General features: G+C 44.8%; 16 protein-coding genes, 2 tRNA genes and 3 rRNA genes. 5 read left to right on the plus strand and 16 right to left on the minus strand.

Annotated elements, in window-relative coordinates; all coding sequences use genetic code 11:
• Nucleotides 1-27 precede the first annotated feature (27 nt).
• From PQ469_RS21720 to PQ469_RS21730, 3 genes are all read left to right on the plus strand, one after another.
• Entirely contained in the window at nucleotides 28-654 is a 627-nt protein-coding gene (locus tag PQ469_RS21720; protein WP_090653219.1) for a sterol desaturase family protein, read from the plus strand.
• Nucleotide 655: 1 nt separating this feature from the next.
• A complete protein-coding gene (locus PQ469_RS21725) occupies nucleotides 656-1,594 on the plus strand; it encodes a phosphatase PAP2 family protein (RefSeq protein ID WP_274209549.1) in 939 nt (312 codons plus the stop codon).
• Between the two features lie 242 nt (nucleotides 1,595-1,836).
• Complete coding sequence (locus PQ469_RS21730) at nucleotides 1,837-2,604, plus strand: hypothetical protein (RefSeq protein ID WP_274209550.1); 768 nt, start codon at nucleotides 1,837-1,839, stop codon at nucleotides 2,602-2,604.
• 251 nt (nucleotides 2,605-2,855) lie between these two features.
• Here the strand turns inward: PQ469_RS21730 and PQ469_RS21735 are convergent, their stop codons facing one another.
• The 11 genes from PQ469_RS21735 to trxA form a co-directional block, all read right to left on the minus strand.
• Nucleotides 2,856-3,068, minus strand: a complete 213-nt coding sequence (locus tag PQ469_RS21735; protein ID WP_143065561.1) for a hypothetical protein — start codon at nucleotides 3,066-3,068, stop codon at nucleotides 2,856-2,858.
• A gap of 164 nt (nucleotides 3,069-3,232) precedes the next feature.
• On the minus strand, nucleotides 3,233-3,382 hold the full coding sequence (locus tag PQ469_RS21740) for a hypothetical protein (protein ID WP_274209551.1): 150 nt from the start codon (nucleotides 3,380-3,382) through the stop codon (nucleotides 3,233-3,235).
• A gap of 316 nt (nucleotides 3,383-3,698) precedes the next feature.
• Nucleotides 3,699-3,810 (minus strand): 5S ribosomal RNA (gene rrf / locus PQ469_RS21745).
• 229 nt (nucleotides 3,811-4,039) lie between these two features.
• Nucleotides 4,040-6,918: ribosomal RNA gene (locus tag PQ469_RS21750) — 23S ribosomal RNA — on the minus strand.
• A 280-nt stretch (nucleotides 6,919-7,198) separates the two neighbouring features.
• Nucleotides 7,199-7,275 (minus strand) — tRNA-Ala (locus PQ469_RS21755).
• A gap of 97 nt (nucleotides 7,276-7,372) precedes the next feature.
• Nucleotides 7,373-7,447: transfer RNA gene (locus PQ469_RS21760), tRNA-Ile, on the minus strand.
• A 346-nt stretch (nucleotides 7,448-7,793) separates the two neighbouring features.
• Nucleotides 7,794-9,315, minus strand: a 16S ribosomal RNA gene (locus PQ469_RS21765).
• Together the 16S, 23S and 5S rRNA genes with 2 tRNA genes alongside form the textbook arrangement of a ribosomal RNA operon.
• A 734-nt stretch (nucleotides 9,316-10,049) precedes the next feature.
• Nucleotides 10,050-10,592, minus strand: coding sequence for a hypothetical protein (locus PQ469_RS21770; protein WP_274209552.1), 543 nt, complete (start codon nucleotides 10,590-10,592; stop codon nucleotides 10,050-10,052).
• 102 nt (nucleotides 10,593-10,694) lie between these two features.
• Complete coding sequence (locus PQ469_RS21775; protein ID WP_274209553.1) at nucleotides 10,695-12,062, minus strand: ABC1 kinase family protein; 1,368 nt, start codon at nucleotides 12,060-12,062, stop codon at nucleotides 10,695-10,697.
• 25 nt (nucleotides 12,063-12,087) lie between these two features.
• Nucleotides 12,088-12,723 carry a TetR family transcriptional regulator C-terminal domain-containing protein gene (locus PQ469_RS21780; protein ID WP_274209554.1) on the minus strand — a complete coding sequence of 212 codons (636 nt, stop codon included), beginning with the start codon at nucleotides 12,721-12,723 and terminating at the stop codon, nucleotides 12,088-12,090.
• Nucleotides 12,724-12,850: 127 nt separating this feature from the next.
• Nucleotides 12,851-13,147, minus strand: coding sequence for a thioredoxin (gene trxA / locus PQ469_RS21785; RefSeq protein WP_090652262.1), 297 nt, complete (start codon nucleotides 13,145-13,147; stop codon nucleotides 12,851-12,853).
• 147 nt (nucleotides 13,148-13,294) lie between these two features.
• Between trxA and PQ469_RS21790 the strand changes: the two genes are divergently transcribed.
• Entirely contained in the window at nucleotides 13,295-14,191 is an 897-nt protein-coding gene (locus tag PQ469_RS21790; protein ID WP_274209555.1) for an alpha/beta hydrolase, read from the plus strand.
• A gap of 317 nt (nucleotides 14,192-14,508) precedes the next feature.
• On the opposite strand, the gene PQ469_RS21795 is transcribed toward PQ469_RS21790, so the two are convergent.
• From PQ469_RS21795 to PQ469_RS21810, 4 genes are all read right to left on the minus strand, one after another.
• Nucleotides 14,509-15,450, minus strand: coding sequence for a hypothetical protein (locus tag PQ469_RS21795; protein ID WP_274209556.1), 942 nt, complete (start codon nucleotides 15,448-15,450; stop codon nucleotides 14,509-14,511).
• 145 nt (nucleotides 15,451-15,595) lie between these two features.
• Nucleotides 15,596-15,982 (minus strand): hypothetical protein, encoded by a 387-nt coding sequence (locus tag PQ469_RS21800; protein WP_274209557.1) that lies wholly within the window; start codon nucleotides 15,980-15,982, stop codon nucleotides 15,596-15,598.
• A 97-nt stretch (nucleotides 15,983-16,079) separates the two neighbouring features.
• On the minus strand, nucleotides 16,080-16,964 hold the full coding sequence (locus tag PQ469_RS21805) for a hypothetical protein (RefSeq protein WP_274209558.1): 885 nt from the start codon (nucleotides 16,962-16,964) through the stop codon (nucleotides 16,080-16,082).
• Between the two features lie 77 nt (nucleotides 16,965-17,041).
• Nucleotides 17,042-17,476, minus strand: coding sequence for a hypothetical protein (locus PQ469_RS21810; RefSeq protein ID WP_274209559.1), 435 nt, complete (start codon nucleotides 17,474-17,476; stop codon nucleotides 17,042-17,044).
• Nucleotides 17,477-17,686: 210 nt separating this feature from the next.
• Here PQ469_RS21810 and PQ469_RS21815 point away from each other — a divergent pair, with 210 nt between their 5' ends.
• Nucleotides 17,687-18,187, plus strand: coding sequence for an endonuclease V (locus PQ469_RS21815; RefSeq protein WP_274209560.1), 501 nt, complete (start codon nucleotides 17,687-17,689; stop codon nucleotides 18,185-18,187).
• A gap of 93 nt (nucleotides 18,188-18,280) precedes the next feature.
• Here the strand turns inward: PQ469_RS21815 and odhB are convergent, their stop codons facing one another.
• Nucleotides 18,281-19,873 carry a 2-oxoglutarate dehydrogenase complex dihydrolipoyllysine-residue succinyltransferase gene (gene odhB / locus PQ469_RS21820; RefSeq protein WP_274209561.1) on the minus strand — a complete coding sequence of 531 codons (1,593 nt, stop codon included), beginning with the start codon at nucleotides 19,871-19,873 and terminating at the stop codon, nucleotides 18,281-18,283.
• Nucleotides 19,874-20,040: the final 167 nt, after the last annotated feature.

Genomic DNA, 20,040 nt, shown 5'->3' on the forward strand with positions numbered 1-20,040 from the left:
GTTAAAAAATTTTAAACCTGATATATTATGGCAAAAAAGAATTATGTATCTAACTCGCAGGAGTCTGTGAGGATGTTTAAAAGCAACTTTTTAGAGGGTTTATCAAAGGTGCATTATACCGTACCCTTGTATATTTTTGTACCGGTTATCATTTACTCAACCTACCTGGCCTTTAACGCGGGTATTGGTTTTATAAAATACACCGAACTGTTTATCCTGGGCTTGTTCGTCTGGACAATTACCGAGTATATTATGCACCGCTTTGTTTTTCACCTTAAACCCAACGAAAACTGGGAATGGGCAAAAAGGCTGCATTTTATTATGCATGGTGTACATCATGATTATCCGAGTGATGCCAAACGTTTGGTATTGCCGCCATCATTGAGCATTCCGCTGGCCACCGGTTTTTATTTTTTGTTTAAATGGATATTGCCCGCCGATAATGTTTTTGGCTTTTTCCCTGGCTTTATATTAGGTTACCTTTTTTATGATATATCGCACTATGCTATGCATCATTTTAACTTTAAAAGCGGCCTGTTTAAAAAAATAAAACAACACCACATGCTGCACCACTACCAGGATCCCGATAGGGGTTACGGGGTTAGTTCGCCGCTGTGGGATAAAATATTCCGTTCCGGATTCTTAAAAAAATAAGGTGAATACTGCCGCGCATCATGGTGTAACAATTAATACCAAATCGGTAATTATTGTTACGCTTATTTCAATAGGGTATTTAGTACTCTCCTACTTTTTAATCGGTTACAAAAGCGATGAGTTAACGCTTGTACTGATATTTAACTCTCTTTTTTATGCGTCGGCGGTTACACGCAAATTTATCCTTGGCTTCAGCATCTTCGTTGTATACTGGATCATATTTGACTATATGAAGGCCTTCCCCAACTATAATTTCAATACCGTACACATAGCCGATATTTATAATTTCGAAAAACGCCTGTTCGGCATCCATTACAAAGGCAACCTGCTTACACCAAATGAATACTGGCGTGCAAACGGCAATACAGTTATTGATGTTATGGCCGGTATTTTTTACCTGTGCTGGATACCTGTACCGCTTGCCTTTGCAACCTTTTTGTTTTTTAAAAACAAAAAGCAGTTCCTTAAATTTTCGCTCACCTTTGTACTGGTTAATTTAATAGGCTTTGTAGTTTATTACGCCTTCCCTGCAGCCCCGCCCTGGTATGTGCAATATCATGGCCTGCAATTTCATCCCTTAACCCAGGGCAACACCGCCGGGCTGGCCAAGTTTGATGCATTTTTTCATGCCGGTGTTTTCAAGTCTATTTATGCCAAAGGCTCAAATGTATTTGCAGCTATGCCATCATTACATTCATCGTACCCTGTTATTGTTTTATACTATGGCATTAAAAACCGCCTGGGCAAAGCAAATTTGTTTTTTGCTGTAGTAATGCTGGGCATATGGTTTACCGCCGTATATGCCAGCCACCACTATGTGCTTGATGTACTGGCAGGTATAACCTGCGCCGCTATCGGCATCTTTCTTTTCAATTTTTTGCTGGCGCGATCAAAGGCGCTACAGCACTTCATCACCCGTTACGAACAGACTATTGTTTAGTACATAATTACTTATACCGGGCGTAAATGCTGTCCTGTTTTGTGTACCAAATGAAATGTGCAAAAAAAACGGGGCGCTGTTTAAAAAAAAACTTGCCCGCGTTTAATACAAAAAGTGCCATTACTGCGCAGCAATTAATATTTCACAGTTATTTTATTTGGGTAGCAGGCAGTTAGGGCTAATCAGGCACATTATTTGACTAAGTAATATTAAAATATATTGCTATATTCGGTAACCCCTATATGAAAAAATTGCTTACTTGCCTCATCTTTACGTTCTTAGCCGTATCCAAATTATCAGCCTATGCTGGTGACCTGGATAGCCTTAAGCAAAAATTACAGCTCACAAGCGATTCATTAAAGGGCCCTATCTATATAGCAATTGCCCAAGAGTACATGCACTATGACACGGTTAGCAACAGAAATTTAAGACATTATTACAAAAACGAAGCGTTAAATTATTCGATGCTTGCTTTGCATGTGTATTCAGGCATGAACGATTCTTTGGGTATGCGTACCTGCTACAATACCCTTTCAAAAATATACCGGTCTCAGCATATTTATAGCCAGGCTAAATGGTTTATACTGCAATCAAACACTATATCCCGTTTAAAACATGATGTTCCCAACATCATTGCATCGCTAATTGAGCTATCGGCCATAAAAAGCGACATCAAGGATTATACCCTTGCCATGGGCGATTTAAACGAAGCCTTAAAAATTGCGGTAAAAAATAAAGATCCCAGGAATGAATCGGCAGTACAGGTGGGTTATGCCGATTTATACCGGCACATGAAGAATTACGACAAAGCAGCCGTTGCCATAAAACGACATGAATTTTTAGACGACAGCATCCAAAAAGCTGAGGAAGCCAAACTGGCAATGGTCAACAAAAAAGATTCTGTTCAAATCAAAAAACAAGACTCCATCATCGTCAAAAAAAAAGTATATACCTCCAGCTTCAAACGCGGCTCCAAACTCGCCTCGGCAAGGCATACAGTCTCGTTATAACGCTTATTATTGCGCTTGCAATAATGGCAATAGCCGTAATAGTTTATTACCTGCTACGTAAAAAGCGAAGCCGCTGGCGTATAAGGCCCCGAAAACCCAGGCAGCAATAATGCCATTTACCAAACGCCATGCCGAATACTTTAACAGCTTAGTAAACTAAGTGCCCTAAGTGCTAAATCAATTTAGTTTAAGTTTTATTTAACAAAGTACCTTCATCCTGTCTTTGTATATTTTATATCAGTGCAGGCGGGTTACAACACCCGCCTGCGTACAACAACCCTGCGTGCCACAACCGGCACAGCGGGCCGCACTACTACAACCGGCCTGGCCGGCACAACTACAACCCGTGGCCTGGCCGCAACTACTACCCTGCGAGCAGGCGTACGTACTACTACCCTGGTTTGCGCTTCGGCTGTCAAGGCCACCCCGGCGCTGATGGCTATAAATAAAATGATCTTTTTCATGGTGCTTTAAATTTCTTGATGTAAAGTTGCCATGAAAACAGATACCCGCACACCTAAATAACGGCGAGCCTGAAAAACAAGGGGGCGAAACAGCGGAGGCGGGGAGTGATTCGTGACGCCTGGTTCGGTTCTATATCTTCAAATGCTCTGTCGCGACTTGGTACTTACCCCGCCACAATTCTGTCAACAGGATTTATCCAATACAACCTGATGGATTTTCCTACCCAGCCCCCGCCAAAAACAGCCCACACCCAAACCCCGGTACCCGAAGGGTGCATATTGGCAGCATCAAGGGTGACCGATAGTGGCCTCATGGTGGCAGATAAGGAGCTGACAAGGTGCCGGCAGGGATACCCTATTCCGCTGTGCTATTTCGAAGATTGATGGATTATAACATGGTTATGCCTGCGAACGGAGGCGTTGATCAGCCTGTAAAGTTCATGTTTTTGGATTGCCCGAACACTTAACCCACTGATTGCAAACAATATAAGTGTTCGCCCCCGAACACCCGAACGGTATGGTATCCAACCGAACACCAATGACTAATGACAGCGCAGCGAAATGACCAATGACCAAACTTCCTGAACACAAAAAAGCCCTTGACTGTTTCCAGCAAGGGCTTGATTTAAGATTTGGCACCGACCTACTCTCCCACGTTTTACCGCAGTACCATCGGCTCTGGCGGGCTTGACTTCTCTGTTCGGAATGGGAAGAGGTAGACACCGCCGATATAGGCACCTGAATATTTTTAATGTTGAGGTGAAAGCTTAAAGGTGAAGGGTGAAAGGTTTTTAATACCTTTTGCCTTTATCCTTTGGCCTTTCTGCCTTAACAATGACATATTATTGAAAGAAGTAATTAATCAGAGAAAACAACAATATTAGTGTGTTCATGGTTGATAGTTCATGGTTCATCGCACATATTACTATGAACTATGATCCATTTGCTATCAACCACTATTATTACCTGCTATGAGAAAGCTTCGGGCAATTAGTATCACTCGGCTATGATGTCACCACCTTTATACCTATGACCTATCAACGTAGTAGTCTGCTACGACCCTCAATGGAAGTCTCATCTTGTGGCTAGTTTCGCACTTAGATGCTTTCAGCGCTTATCTATTCCCAACGTAGCTACTCTGCAATACAGCTGGCGCCATAACAGATTCACCAGAGGTTAGTCCAACCCGGTCCTCTCGTACTAAGGTCAGCCCCACTCAAACTTCCAACGCCCACAACAGATAGGGACCGAACTGTCTCGCGACGTTCTGAACCCAGCTCGCGTGCCACTTTAATGAGCGAACAGCTCAACCCTTGGGACCTTCTCCAGCCCCAGGATGTGACGAGCCGACATCGAGGTGCCAAACCTCCCCGTCGATATGAGCTCTTGGGGGAGATCAGCCTGTTATCCCCAGCGTACCTTTTATCCTTTGAGCGATGGCCCTTCCATGCAGAACCACCGGATCACTATATCCGTCTTTCGACCCTGCTCGGCTTGTCTGCCTCACAGTCAAGCAAGCTTATGCTATTGCACTCCACGTACGGTTACCAAGCGTACTGAGCTTACCTTTGAAAGCCTCCGTTACCTTTTTGGAGGCGACCACCCCAGTCAAACTACCCGCCAAACAATGTCCTCCGCTGTGCAGAGTTAGACACCAAATACAGAAAGGGTGGTATTTCAACGTTGACTAACCAACTCCTAGCGAAGCTGGATCACAGTCTCCCACCTATCCTACACATCCTGTATCCGATATCAATGTTAAGTTGTAGTGAAGGTGCATGGGGTCTTTCCGTCCCGTTGCGGGTAACCGGCGTCTTCACCGATACCACAATTTCACCGAGCTCATGGCTGAGACAGCGCCCAGATCGTTACACCATTCGTGCAGGTCGGAACTTACCCGACAAGGAATTTCGCTACCTTAGGACCGTTATAGTTACGGCCGCCGTTTACCGGGGCTTCGATTCAATGCTTCGCCTTGCGACTAACATCCCCTCTTAACCTTCCGGCACCGGGCAGGTGTCAGGCCATATACGTCATCTTTCGATTTTGCATAGCCATGTGTTTTTGTTAAACAGTCGCCTGGGCCTTTTCACTGCGGCTTCCATTGCTGAAAGCGCCCCTTCTCCCGAAGTTACAGGGCCATTTTGCCGAGTTCCTTAGCCATGATTCACTCGAGCACCTTAGGATTCTCTCCTCGACTACCTGTGTCGGTTTACGGTACGGGTTTTTATAACCTGAAGCTTAGCGGGTTTTCTTGGAAGTCTGATTACCTGAACTATTACCGCCTCCGAAGATTTGGTATACTATCAGCTTTCAGCATGGTCTGCGTACTTAACTACAGTCCATATACCTACGGCCTTTAACGAACTATTCCGTCAGTTCGCGTCAGTGTCACTACTCCGTCACCGCATCGCAGTTATAAAAAGTACTGGAATATTAACCAGTTGTCCATCGGCTACGCCCTTCGGCTTCACCTTAGGCCCCGACTAACCCTGATCCGATTAGCGTTGATCAGGAAACCTTAGTCTTTCGGTGGGCGGGTTTCTCTCCCGCCTTATCGTTACTTATGCCTACATTTGCTTTTCTATTCCCTCCACAGTCGGTTGTCCCTCCTGCTTCGCCGGATAATAGAATGCTCCCCTACCAGATGCATTGCTGCAAATCCATAGCTTCGGTATACTGCTTGATGCCCGTTTATTATCCATGCCCGATCGCTCGACTAGTGAGCTGTTACGCACTCTTTAAATGAATGGCTGCTTCCAAGCCAACATCCTAGCTGTCTGTGCAATCGGACCTCGTTAGTTCAACTTAGCAGTAATTTGGGGACCTTAGCTGATGGTCTGGGTTCTTTCCCTCTCGGCCCTGGACCTTAGCACCCAGAGCCTCACTCCAGCGTATATTAATAAGCATTCGGAGTTTATCTGGATTTGGTAGGATTTGACTCCCCCGCACCCAATTAGTAGCTCTACCTCTTATTAACTCAACCGCCAGGCTGTTCCTAAAAACATTTCGGGGAGTACGAGCTATTTCCCAGTTTGATTAGCCTTTCACCCCTACCCACAAATCATCCGGAAACTTTTCAACGTTTATCGGTTCGGTCCTCCAGTACCTGTTACGGCACCTTCAACCTGTCCATGGGTAGATCACAAGGTTTCGCGTCTACCTCCCCTGACTATACGCCCTATTCAGACTCGCTTTCGCTTCGGATCCGTGTCTTAAACACTTAACCTTGCCAGGAAAGAGTAACTCGTAGGCTCATTATGCAAAAGGCACGCCGTCACAGATTGCTCTGCTCCGACCGCTTGTAAGTACACGGTTTCAGGTTCTATTTCACTCCCCTGTTCGGGGTTCTTTTCACCTTTCCCTCACGGTACTGGTTCACTATCGGTCTCTCAGGAGTATTTAGCCTTACCGGATGGTGCCGGCAGATTCCCACAAGGCGTCTCCGACCTCGCGGTACTCAGGATACCACTATCCTATCATTCATTACCCGTACGCAGCTGTCATGCTCTATGGCCGGGTTTCCCACCCCGTTCCGGTTTTGTTTGATTTTCATATTGTGGTCCTACAACCCCAATTATGCCGTAACATAATTGGTTTGGGCTTCTTCCCTTTCGCTCGCCACTACTCAGGAAATCATTATTATTTTCTCTTCCTCTGCTTACTTAGATGTTTCAGTTCAGCAGGTTTGCGCATTTATGCAATTAGTCTTCAACTAATTAGGTTTCCCCATTCAGAAATCTACGGATCAAATCTTATTTGCAAATCCCCGTAGCTTATCGCAGCTTATCACGTCTTTCATCGCCTCTGAGAGCCAAGGCATCCCCCGTGTACCCTTTCTTACTTTCTTCTACTTATACGCCTTTTGCTCGTATAGTATGCTTTTTGATTCTTGTTGCCGTTTTTAGTATCAAGTACTTAGTATCAAGTAGCAAGACCGAAGCCTTTCTCCTTTTTTACTTTTCCGCAATATTCAAAAGCCTGCAACAGTCCTCTATACTGTTGTCTTCTCTTTTTTATTACTTCTTCCAATATGTCAAAGAACGTTCGCGGATGTGCCGATTTCAGATTTCAAATGTGCAGATGATTTCTCATTTGCATATCTGCATATCTAACATTTGCACATCTACTGGTGGAGAATAACGGATTCGAACCGTTGACCCCCTGCGTGCAAGGCAGGTGCTCTAGCCAGCTGAGCTAATCCCCCTTAAGATGAGTTTGCAGTTTTGAGTTTGCAGTTTGCAGCCTTTTTTTACTGCCTACTGTGAACTGTTTACTACCCACTCGCAGCTTCGCTGCGCTTGTAGTCCCGAGCAGATTTGAACTGCTGACCCCTACATTATCAGTGTAGTGCTCTAACCAAGCTGAGCTACAGGACTATATTTCAGTTTGCAGTCTTTAGTTTGCAGTTTGCAGCTTGTACTGCTTTGTAGTTAGCTCTTGTTGCCAACTGCTAACTGCTCTTTACTGCCCACTGTGAACTGCCAACTGTGTCCCAGCTCACCTTTCGGCTTCGCTCCACATAGATGGCTTCATCTTTTGGGTTTCCTTTTTGTGTTTAATTATTGAATGACTGAATTAGTGAATTACTGATTTGTTGTTTTGTATTATATATAGCATATAACCTATTCAACTTAATCTAACTCAATAAACCAATCAACCAATTTTAAGAAATAATCATGTAGGTAACTTGTTACAATAACTGATGTATCGATACTGCTCCAGAAAGGAGGTATTCCAGCCACACCTTCCGGTACGGCTACCTTGTTACGACTTAGCCCCAGTTACCGACTTTACCCTAGGACGCTCCTTGCGGTTACGCACTTCAGGCACTTCCAGCTTCCATGGCTTGACGGGCGGTGTGTACAAGGCCCGGGAACGTATTCACCGCGTCATTGCTGATACGCGATTACTAGCGAATCCAACTTCACGGGGTCGAGTTGCAGACCCCGATCCGAACTGTGAACAGCTTTTGGAGATTGGCATCCTGTTGCCAGGTAGCTGCCCTCTGTACTGCCCATTGTAGCACGTGTGTAGCCCCGGACGTAAGGGCCATGATGACTTGACGTCGTCCCCTCCTTCCTCTCTATTTGCATAGGCAGTCTGTTTAGAGTCCCCACCTTAACGTGCTGGCAACTAAACATAGGGGTTGCGCTCGTTGCGGGACTTAACCCAACACCTCACGGCACGAGCTGACGACAGCCATGCAGCACCTAGTTTCGTGTCCCGAAGGACTTGAGCGTCTCTGCTCAATTCACTAACTTTCAAGCCCGGGTAAGGTTCCTCGCGTATCATCGAATTAAACCACATGCTCCTCCGCTTGTGCGGGCCCCCGTCAATTCCTTTGAGTTTCACCCTTGCGGGCGTACTCCCCAGGTGGAATACTTAACGCTTTCGCTTAGACGCTGACCGTATATCGCCAACATCGAGTATTCATCGTTTAGGGCGTGGACTACCAGGGTATCTAATCCTGTTTGATCCCCACGCTTTCGTGCCTCAGTGTCAATCTAACCATAGTAAGCTGCCTTCGCAATTGGTGTTCTGTGACATATCTATGCATTTCACCGCTACTTGTCACATTCCGCCTACCTCTAGTTCATTCAAGCTCATCAGTATCAAAGGCACTGCGATAGTTAAGCTACCGTCTTTCACCCCTGACTTAATAAGCCACCTACGCACCCTTTAAACCCAATAAATCCGGATAACGCTTGGATCCTCCGTATTACCGCGGCTGCTGGCACGGAGTTAGCCGATCCTTATTCTTACAGTACATTCAGCTTTGGTCACGACCAAAGGTTTATTCCCGTACAAAAGCAGTTTACAACCCGTAGGGCCGTCTTCCTGCACGCGGCATGGCTGGTTCAGGCTTCCGCCCATTGACCAATATTCCTTACTGCTGCCTCCCGTAGGAGTCTGGTCCGTGTCTCAGTACCAGTGTGGGGGGTCATCCTCTCAGATCCCCTAAACATCGTAGCCTTGGTAAGCCGTTACCTTACCAACTAGCTAATGTTCCGCATGCCCATCTTGTTCCTATAAATATTTGATTATAATACGATGCCATATCATAATGTTATGCGGTCTTAATCTCTCTTTCGAGAGGCTATCCCCCTGAACAAGGTAGGTTACATACGTGTTACGCACCCGTGCGCCACTCTCAAGAAAAGCAAGCTCTTCTATCCCGTCCGACTTGCATGTATTAGGCCTGCCGCTAGCGTTCATCCTGAGCCAGGATCAAACTCTCCATTGTAAAATGTCTCGTTTGTTCACTGACCCTATTATTAATAATAGAATCTGTATAATTATTATATCTTTATACAGTATCCAACTTGTTGTTATCATAACTCCTCTTACTCTTTTCCGCCTTGCAGCTTCTTTTTGTTTGAGTTGTTACTCTACATGATTTTCTATTTCTTAAAAGAACTTTCCCGCTTCATCATCCGAATCCGCTATATAATCTTTACAAGTTGCCTTGTCTGATTTGTCATTTCTATTACCGGAATCGCTCCGGCTTTTTAACTTCTTTTGCTCCTTAAAGCAACCCTCCGTTTGGGTCTGCAAAGGTAGAAAACCTTTTTACTTTTCCAAAACTTATTTTTTCTTTTTTTTTATCTCTCGATCTTCAAAGAATCTCTTCCGTTTTGGCCGCCTACCCCTCTCTTTTCTCCCTCGGTGGCGGGGTGCAAAAGTAGTAAACTTTTTTGCTTTCCGAAATTTTATCTGAAGTTTTTTTTAGTTTCCTTTTTTCTAAACCCTCTACCTATTCCTGCTTCAAAAACTCCTTCAGCAACCTTTCTAAGAACAATCCCGCTTCCTTATTTGCGGGCTGCAAAGGTACGCGCTTTTAACACTTATGCAAACTGTTTTTAATGTTTATTTAATATAAACCACTAAGACGTTATGTATCAGCAGGAAAAATTGAAACAGGATAAGATTTAAGGCAGTGGCATCGAGATTATAATGGCATCGACCTTTCCAATATAGTTAATACATGCATCCCACATAAATTCGGGCTTTCTGCACAAAAGCATTTTTACCGGGTTTAATAGCATTTAAGGCACTATCGGCACTGGTTTTAGTTTCGTATATACCGACTATTAAAGCAATCATTTTAGACTTGGAAGCGGGGCGGTACTCATCAAGGTATTCCAGGCTTAAACTTTCAGAAGGGTATCTGCGGGGGAAATATTCCCCTGTATCCATTTCATCATCGTCATCGTCCGGCAAATCAATCAAACCCTTGGTTTTATCGTAATAACGGCCCATGGTATCAATGGCCAGGTTTGACGATTCATGTAGCGCAAGCATTTTTGCCTTCAACTCATCATAATCCTTCCCTGTGTCGGCAACTAATACATAATAGTTGGCAAAAGCATTGAGATGTGCATTCATTTCGGAGGTATCAGCTGAAGATGCTTTGATGCCCGTAGTTGCTTTATAACTGGCCGGCAAAACGCGAACGGGCTTTAAGTTATCACGTGTTACTACAAGTGTTGGTTTAGGTTTGCAAGAAAGTAAGGCAAACATTGCAATTATTAACAAATAACTCAATTTCATAAGGTACAGGCTGATATATCCAAATGTAAGTAAAAATCAGCATGTTCCAAATCTGCCATCTCTGGATTATACTTAGTACTCCAGTACCACATGCGGTTTATAAGTATCCGTTTTCACTTCGGCTTTCAACTCGTGTAATATATTGTATAACCCAAAGTTGGTGCGGTTTACATATATAAAGTGTTTGACGCCCCGCGCCTGTTTAAACTCGGGCATTTTTGAAAGGCGCTCGCCAAAGGCAAAAAGCTTGTCGAAGAACTCTGATTGGCTAAAATCGAAGTGATCATCAATATAAGGCATAGCAAACAGGCTTATCATTTCTTTAAACTGCCCATAAAAAAACTCAACCTGCGTTGGGGTATCATCCTTACGGATCATATCCAGCAAACGAAAGGCTTTAATAGTTTCTTCCTTATTATCCAACAGATTGGTTGAAGTAAGCGAGAAGAAAGGATAGTAAAAATCCTCGGGCATCTCTTTAATACAACCAAAATCAATACATCCCAATTTGCCTTCGGGTGTTATCAGGAAGTTACCAGGATGCGGGTCGGCATGTACAGCGCGCATCTCGTGTTGCTGAAAATTGTAAAAATCCCAAAGGGCCTGTCCTACCTGGTTCCGCAATTCCTGTGATGGGTTGGTGGCCAAAAACTCTTTAAGGTGTTTACCTTCCAGCCAATCCATAGTAATAATGCGCTTGCTGCTCAACTCCGGGTAATAAGTAGGGAATACTACATTATCCAAATTGGCACAAGCGGTAGAGAATTCAATAGAGCGGCGTACCTCCAGTTCGTAGTCGGTTTCTTCCAGCAGACGCTCTTCAACTTCGCTCATGTAAACATTCAATTCCTTTTCGCTCATACCCAGCATCCTGAAGGCAAATGGCTTGATAAGTTTCAGATCGGACGAAATAGATTCGCCCACACCGGGATACTGAATTTTTACGGCCAGCTTTTTCCCGTTCAGTTCGGCCTGGTGTACCTGCCCAATTGATGCGGCATTGTTCGACCGGATGTTGAATTTATCGTAGATCTGATCAGGATTTTTACCGAAATATTTCCTGAACGTTTGCACAATCAGCGGGCCCGAAAGTGGCGGCGCATTGTATTGCGATTGTGTGAACTTATCTACATAGGCCTGCGGCAGCAGGTTTTTATCCATGCTCAGCATCTGTGCTACTTTAAGGGCGCTGCCTTTAAGCTCGCTCAATGATTGGTAAATATCAGCTGCATTATCCTCGTTCAGCTCAGATTTATCCATATCCGGGTTGAACAGCTTTTTTGAGTAATGCTTAATATAATTGCCGCCTATCTTAAACCCTGTTTTTACAAATTTGGCGCTGCGTTCTACTTTGGTTGTTGGTATGCTATTTTGTTCGGGCGAAGCTCCCTGTGAATATTCTCCAAAAGCTGATGGAAAATCTGTTTCGCTATCTGTCATAATAATTTTAAAAGTCCATACTTCTTTATATCCCGCCGTTTTTCACCAGGAATTTTCCGTACTCAAACAAATTGTCGATGGGCGAGCGTTGAAAAAGGTCGAACGTTACATTGACGCCTTTTTCAATAGCCTCATCCGTTTTCTCAAATCCCGTAGAGTTATCATTTACCCAAAAGTTGAGTACGAATACAAATTGCACCCAAAGCGCATCTTTATAACGTTTGCTAAAAAATTTACGGTCGGTAAGTTCTGTGGTTTCTATCCCTTCCTTCAGTATATCTTCGGCAAAACTTTCGAATGCCGTTTTCATCGGTTCAAACACACGTGGCGTAGTAAAACCTCTTGGCTGTTTTTTGATGGAATAAATAGCAAAGCTTCGGCTACCCTTAAGCAACTCAAAAAAACCGTAAAAGTAAGATAAAGCCTTTTCGCGGGCAGAATATTGCGCCCAAACTTCCTGGCTCTTTATTTCGGCGATAGTTTTATTTGTAAAACCTGCCCAAATAGCCTGCTCCACGGCTTCAAACGAGCCAAAGAACTGGTAAAACTCAGCCTCGCTCATTTCATTTCGCTTAGCGAATATATATACCGACTTAGGCTCCGAGCCTTCGGTTAGCACATAATCAATATATGCGTTCTGGATACTTTCGATAGTTGCCATGTTTGATTTGGTTGGCCTCACCTAAATCCTCTCCAAAAGACAGGACTTTTGATTGGCGCGTTGGTTATGTAATTATTTAATAGATCGTTGTTTACCCCCTCTCCCTTGGAGAGGGCCGGGGTGAGGCTTATATAAACATCTCCACCGTACGCTGCAGTTCCCTTGCCTGCACAACACCGGCCTGGCGCCATTTGGTTTGTCCTTTTTGGAATATCATTAACGTTGGCACACTTTGTACACGGTATGCGCTTGCCGCTTGTGGGTTTTTGTCGATATCAATCTTGATGATTTTTACTTTATCGCCAAGGGCGTGTTTTACATCCTTTAGTATAGGCGGCATCATTTTACAGGGGCCGCACCACTCGGCCGAAAAATCAACCAGTACCGGAATTTCTGAAGCTATTATATCCTGGAAATTTGCCATAATTTTTTTGCTATTTAGTGGATTGCTAATGGTTAATAGTTATTAGCTATCGTTATCAATAATAACCATTATTTTAGATAAAAGTTTATTGAACAGACGCTTAATTGGAAATATGACTTTCCGACTATGAACCCTTAACTATTGACTATGAACAAGAGCAGAACAGCCGGTATTTACTTAATGCTGGCGCTTTTTATTATCTCATTTGCGGCGTTTGCGCAAGACAAACCCACCGTTATACCACTTTGGCCAAATGGCGCACCCGGCTTCGAAAACAGGCGAAATGAGCCCGAACAGGCTAAGGATTACTGGGTAAAAAACATCCACAATCCATCGCTTACCGTTTTTACTCCCCCCACAGGTAAGGCCAATGGCGCGGCCGTGGTGATATGCCCTGGCGGCGGCCACCGTTTGTTAGTTTATACCGCCGAGGGTATTGAACCAGCTAAATATCTGAATGACCTGGGTGTTACTGTATTTGTGCTGAAATACCGTTTAGGTCGCGATACCCTATCGCCTTATAAAATTGATGTGCACGCCAAACAGGATGGGTACCGGGCTATGCGCCTGGTACGCAGCAAGGCGGCCGAATACGGCCTGGATACCAACAGGATAGGCCTAATGGGATTCTCGGCAGGCGGCGAGGTTGTTGATATGGTTGCCTTTGGCGATGGCAAAGGCGACGCTAAGGCCTCCGATCCTGTTGACAGACAGAGTGCTACTCCTAAGTTTATCATACAGATTTATCCCGGCCCTTTATACATACCGGATGTGGTACCGGCCAATGCTCCGCCAGCCTTTTTATTGGCTGCCAATGACGACCCATGCTGTGCGGTGCCGGTGGTAAGTTTGATGCAAAAATACCGCGAGGCCAAGGTACCCATCGAGGTGCATTTGTATGCCCAGGGGGCCCATGGTTTTAACATGGGCAAACGATCGAAATTACAAACCATCAGCACCTGGCCGCAACGTTTGGCCGACTGGCTGGCCGACAATGGTTATTTAAACCCGGCAAGTAAGGAGCGGAAGAAAATTTTACATTAATTACCCCAAAAAACTTTTTAAAATTGATTTTAATGCTAAAATGCGATAAAAAATTGCAATTTTTATGGAATTAATTGCAAATAACCTGCAACAAGGCATCAACAAATTACAAAAAATACAAGTTTTTATAAGTTTAAAAAGTACCTGCACCAACGATAAAAAGGCAGCCGCATTTAATACCAGATACCTTTTCCATTGCCTCAATCGCTAATAAAACAGCCCGGCCATCACTATTGATAGCCGGACTGTTTTGTTATTATGCTTCCCCTGAAAATACACCCTGCAAATCAAAAGCTCCCCCTTCAGGGGGAGGGGGCTTATTGTATTTTATAACAACTTTCGATAGAGGCTGTGCTTCGGGACGCTGTGTATACTACATTGTTTAATATTTGGTAACCGGTGGTAACACTTCGCATCTGGCGTATTAAAACAACCCCCGTGGCATTATCAATTACATAAACACCATTGGTATTGCTATTTGAATATTGCCGACGCAGGGCGCTTTCAAAAGCTACAGTTGTGGTTTTATTCGTTTTTGATTCAATCCAGAATGTATTTTTCACATTGGTACCGGCACTGGTGGTAGTATCTACCCAGGTATAGCCCTTCTTCATGGCTTGAAGTGCTGCGTAATCTACAGTGAGCCCTATGGAGCCGCCTTTAACCAGCTGATCGTTTTGTAAACCTGTAAATGCAAACAGCGTATCGTTAACGGCCTGGCTACTGCCACCTTTAATATCGAAAATAGTATCGCGGATGCCAAGGGTAACGTTTGCCGTTTGCCCAACCATTGCTGTAAACCGTTTTTGGATATATGAACTTGTATCTGATGGCTGATCGGAATTATACGCCATCGATTTGCCCATGGCAAATATAGTATCGGCAATGCGCTTGGTAGTAACCGCAACCTGGAAACCCGATTTTTTAGCATCGGTAACGTTATAGTTTTTTGTTACCGATGAGTTGCTGCTGATAGTAAATTTTTGATCATACCGCGCCAAAATAGTGTTTGAGTTTACCAGTGTTGTTTTTTGATACCCATCGCCTTTTTTAAATGCCAGCAGGCGGTGCTCGTCCCCAACAACCGCAGGCGTTGTAAAAGGTGTAACCGGTATAGTATTTAAAAGAGCGCTTTCCGGTAATTCTGTCATCTTTTTCAGCTCAAGCTTCAGTGGTGGCGTTTGGGCAAAGCACATCCCCGCAACCACTACAAGCAACAGCGTTAAAATGACTTTTAGTTTTTTTATATGTGTTCTCATTTTATCTTTTTTATGATTGGGCCGTAGTTTTATTTTGTTCATGGTTCATAGATCATGGTTCATGGTTTTGTTCGTAGCTTATAGCCCGTGGCGAAAAAATTTATCGCAAATGTTTTCTATCAGATCTCCTAAGGGCTATGAACTATCAACCATGAACCATGAACAAACAACCATTTTTTATTAATGCAATGGTTTTAAGCCAGGTATCGGCGGCGGCGTTGGTATCGGCGGCGGTGTTGGTATCGGCGGCGGCGTTGGTATCGGCGGCACCGTTGGTATCGGCGGCGGCGGCGGTATTGGTGGTGGCGTCGGTATTGGCGGCGGCGTCGGTATCGGTGGCGGCGTTGGTATTGGTGGCGGCGTCGGTATCGGCGGCGGCGGTGTTATCGGTGGCGGCGTTGGTATCGGCGGCGGCGTTGGTATCGGCGGCGGCGTTGGTATTGGCGGCGGCGTTGGTATTGGCGGCGGCGTTGGTATCGGCGGCGGCATTTTTATAGGCGGTACGGGCGGTATTGGCGGTGGTACATTCCAATCCGAGCGGTTGCTTTGTGCTTTGGCATGCTTTACACCTGCCAGTAATGTTGCCACAGCAAACATTGATGTGATGATTATCTTTTTCATAATGTAAATTATTTGGTCATTAATCGGGTAAGTGAGAGTGGTAATCCAATCGAAAAAACCATATTGGCCCTGTCTGATGAATACTTTGTTAGGTTGGCCACGCCAATGCCCAGGCTAATTGGCGTTTTGAATGGACGTATACCCGCCGATAGGCCCAGGTTCATCCCTGTCCATTCGGTATTTAAGGTAAAATGGCGTATTACTTCAAATGATATGCTGCCAAATACGGCGGTACCATGTTTGCCTTTACCGGCTGCAATATCTTTGGGGCTTTTTTCATAAAACCGGCCGCTGCCTAATCCAATGGTATAACTAAGCCTCGAACTACCGGGCGTTAACGATGGAAGCGTTTGTACCGCGTGGCTTATCGCCATAAAAAAAGTCGAACCCGGCGAGTCTGATTGTTTGTTGTTCGCAAACACTTGAAGCGCACCTGCCGCTATACTTGTACCGGCAAACAGTTTCCGGCTAAGGATAAAGTTTCCCGAAAAGTCTCTGAACCTGTGTACATCCGTCATATTTAAACTGGCTGCAAAATTTACGGCCTCAATGGGGTCGCCTACGCACGCGCCTACCGAGGCTATTAAATCAGCTTTGTTGTTTCTGTATACTTCCGGGTATGCACCACCCAGGCCGCCAAAAATATACATGCCATAGCCTCCAAAACCGGTAGGCGTTAAAAGTGCAGACGGCGCATCGCTGGGGTAAAGTTCGCGCTGGCCTACTTGCGGTATTTCCTGCGGTGCAACCACATTAGGTTTCACCGCTAAAAACGAATCAATTTGTTGCTTTAATTCTTTTTCGAATGTGTTTTGGCTAAATGCTGATTGAGCTAACAGGCAAAGTGCTATTAACGCGCAATACATGAATGGTAGCCGTGTTTTGCAAGTCATGGTGAGGGAAATTAGGTTAAGTAATAAGTAGGTTGATAATTATAGCGCCTGGTAATTGGCAACAGGCTGGTTATGCTTTAACTAAGTTGTAATTTTTTCACGACAAAACACAATGCTTTGCCAAATAAATTAACAAGCTTAAACTGCGGCAATATAGCTATATAGCCTCCTGTTTCTGTTGCAATACCAACGGCGAATGGCCGCTCATAACGATTTGCCCACGACGATTGTGGCACCGTTACATTGCCATACCAGGCCGGTAAATATGTGCTTACCGCCTTGTGTCCGTTTATCAGGACGACGTTCAAACAAAGCAGGCCCGTAAACTTAGGCAGATCTGTAAATACTGGGAGGCAAATGTGCTTTGTCATTTGCTTTGCGTGCTCCTTTCCTGCTTTTGAAGACTTGGGAGTATCTCTCGATATTATTATTGCGCTTTCTGACGAGTTTTCCTGCGCAAGCGCTGTTATGCAAAACAGCATGATTACAATTGTAGCTATCAGGTATTCCATTTTTTTAGGTTAACTGGGTTTTAAAAAGGGGTGTAGGAGCGATTGTGTATGCAATTTACTTGCGCAGATCAGGGACTAAATAAATATGTTTTTGTCATGGTGGTTTTGGTTGTTTGTTGATACAATTTTACGGCGCGGAGGTAAGGCGTGCAATACAAAGTAGTTTGTATTTTTGGGGAGATCGGGCCCCGGAACCTAAGGGATGAAACTATGATTTTAGCATTAGATGTACATTATAAAGCAGCAGGGGCCAAAGCTGTTGGCGTTTTGTTTAATTGGGAAGATGCTTTTCCTGAAGAGGTAATCATCGAGTATATAAACGACGTAGATGACTATATACCCGGCGAATTTTATAAACGGGAACTTCCCTGCCTCCTGAAAATTATTGAACAAATAAGTTTGAACGATATCGACGCTATTGTAATTGATGGCTACGTTTATATTGACAACGACATGAATTTTGGTTTGGGCGGCCGGCTTTGGGAAGCTTTAGAAAAACGAGTTCCGGTTATAGGTGTTGCAAAAACATCTTTCTTTAAAAATAAAGATACCGTGAGGGAATTGAAACGGGGAATTAGCAACAGCCCCTTATATATCTCATCCATTGGCTTGGACTTAGATTTCTGCGTGAGTTTTATCAGAAGTATGAAAGGCGATTATAGGATGCCGGATATTTTAACTTTTTTAGATAAGAGGACAAAGGAGGATTGATGCGCACCCTCCAGTAAATCCCTGATGTTAATGCAACACACATGCAAAAAGCCCAACTTTCGCCGGGCTTTTCAAATATTTAAGTATGATTTATTATACCCCTAACAATAACCTTGCAGGATCTTCCAGCAGTTGTTTTACGCGCACCAGGAAGCTTACCGATTCGCGGCCGTCGATGATGCGGTGATCATATGACAGGGCCAGATACATCATGGGGCGGATAACCACCTGCCCATTTACGGCAACGGGGCGCTCAATAATATTGTGCATACCCAGGATGGCCGATTGTGGCGAGTTTAATATCGGTGTCGACATCATCGATCCAAACACACCGCCGTTGGTGATGGTGAAGGTGCCACCAGTCATTTCGGGAATGGTGAGTTTGTTTTCGCGGGCTTTACCGGCCAATACAACAATGGCCTTTTCAATTTCGGCCAGGCTCATGCTATCCGCGTTACGGATCACCGGAACAACCAGCCCTTTAGGGGCCGATACCGCGATAGAAACATCGGCATAGTTGCTATATACAATTTCTTCGCCTTCAATACGGGCATTTACAGCCGGCCAGTCTTTCAACGCCTCGGTAACTGCCTTGGTAAAAAACGACATAAAGCCTAAGCCAACGCCATGTTTTTCTTTAAATTTATCTTTGTATTTGCTGCGCAGCTCCATAATAGGCTGCATATCTACCTCGTTAAAGGTAGTCAGCATAGCCGTTTCGTTTTTAACAGCTACCAAACGCTTGGCAACAGTTTTACGTAACGAGGTCATTTTCTCTCGCTTCTCGCTTCTTGAGTTTTGAGTTGCGGGTTCTGAGGTCTGAGGTGCGGGGGCTGTGGTCGGGGTAGCCGGGGCTGCTGGTTTTGGGCTTGCAGCTTGTGCACCCAATGCATCGCCTTTGGTAATACGGCCATCGACACCTGTACCTGATACGGCTTTAGGGTCAACGCCTTTTTCGGCTAATATTTTAGCAGCCGCAGGCGATGGGGTGCCAGACGCGTAAGTAACGGCACCGGCGGCTGATACCGGCGCACCGCCACGGGGCGATTCGTCGGTTGCGCTTACTACCGCAGGGCTAACCGCTGCAGGGGCTGCGGCACCTGTGCCTTCAATGGTGCAAACTACAGCGCCAATTGGCAATACGTCGCCTTCTTTGGCTATGGTTTTTAATACGCCTGCTTTTTCGGCAGTCAATTCAAATGTGGCTTTATCTGATTCCAGTTCGGCAATGGCTTCGTCCATTTCAACGGCATCACCATCTTTTTTCATCCAGCGGGATAACGTAACCTCGGTGATTGATTCGCCTACGGTTGGCACTTTAATTTCTAAAGAGCCACCACCTGTAGCAGGTGCCGGAGCAGCAACAGGCGCGGCAGCGGCAACAGGGGCCGGCGCGGGTGCGTTAGCAACAACTTCGGGCTGTGGTTGTGCTACAGGAGCAGCAGCGCCTTCGCCCTCTTCAATATTGGCAACCAATGCGCCAATGGCTAAAGTATCGCCCTCTTTGGCAACAATTTGTAAAGTACCTGCGCGCTCGGCAGTAAGTTCAAAAGTGGCCTTGTCCGATTCTAACTCGGCAATAACCTCATCCATTTCCACGTGATCGCCATCCTTTTTTTTCCAGCTTGCCAGGGTTACTTCTGTTATTGATTCACCTACGGTAGGTACTTTGATCGCTAAACTCATATTTTAGTATTGTATATTTTTGAATGGTTGTACGTTATACGTTTTAAGTTTTACGTTTTGCATGATCAGCTAACGTTGTATGTTCTACGTTTTGCATGATCAGCTAACGTTGTATGTTCTACGTTTTGCATGGTTACGTATAACGTACCACGTAAAACGCACTACCT

This window comes from Mucilaginibacter sp. KACC 22773 (assembly GCF_028736215.1).
In the GTDB taxonomy this organism is placed as follows: domain Bacteria; phylum Bacteroidota; class Bacteroidia; order Sphingobacteriales; family Sphingobacteriaceae; genus Mucilaginibacter.

Excerpts from the sequence above, each read along its gene's own strand:
- PQ469_RS21805 (WP_274209558.1), bottom strand. The coding sequence starts at position 16,964 with ATGACTTGCAAAACACGGCTACCATTCATGTATTGCGCGTTAATAGCA.
- PQ469_RS21735 (WP_143065561.1), bottom strand. The coding sequence starts at position 3,068 with ATGAAAAAGATCATTTTATTTATAGCCATCAGCGCCGGGGTGGCCTTG.
- PQ469_RS21720 (WP_090653219.1), top strand. The coding sequence starts at position 28 with ATGGCAAAAAAGAATTATGTATCTAACTCGCAGGAGTCTGTGAGGATG.
- PQ469_RS21780 (WP_274209554.1), bottom strand. The coding sequence starts at position 12,723 with ATGGCAACTATCGAAAGTATCCAGAACGCATATATTGATTATGTGCTA.
- PQ469_RS21795 (WP_274209556.1), bottom strand. The coding sequence starts at position 15,450 with ATGAGAACACATATAAAAAAACTAAAAGTCATTTTAACGCTGTTGCTT.
- PQ469_RS21775 (WP_274209553.1), bottom strand. The coding sequence starts at position 12,062 with ATGACAGATAGCGAAACAGATTTTCCATCAGCTTTTGGAGAATATTCA.
- PQ469_RS21730 (WP_274209550.1), top strand. The coding sequence starts at position 1,837 with ATGAAAAAATTGCTTACTTGCCTCATCTTTACGTTCTTAGCCGTATCC.
- trxA (WP_090652262.1), bottom strand. The coding sequence starts at position 13,147 with ATGGCAAATTTCCAGGATATAATAGCTTCAGAAATTCCGGTACTGGTT.
- odhB (WP_274209561.1), bottom strand. The coding sequence starts at position 19,873 with ATGAGTTTAGCGATCAAAGTACCTACCGTAGGTGAATCAATAACAGAA.
- PQ469_RS21815 (WP_274209560.1), top strand. The coding sequence starts at position 17,687 with ATGATTTTAGCATTAGATGTACATTATAAAGCAGCAGGGGCCAAAGCT.
- PQ469_RS21790 (WP_274209555.1), top strand. The coding sequence starts at position 13,295 with ATGAACAAGAGCAGAACAGCCGGTATTTACTTAATGCTGGCGCTTTTT.
- PQ469_RS21740 (WP_274209551.1), bottom strand. The coding sequence starts at position 3,382 with ATGAGGCCACTATCGGTCACCCTTGATGCTGCCAATATGCACCCTTCG.
- PQ469_RS21770 (WP_274209552.1), bottom strand. The coding sequence starts at position 10,592 with ATGTTTGCCTTACTTTCTTGCAAACCTAAACCAACACTTGTAGTAACA.
- PQ469_RS21810 (WP_274209559.1), bottom strand. The coding sequence starts at position 17,476 with ATGGAATACCTGATAGCTACAATTGTAATCATGCTGTTTTGCATAACA.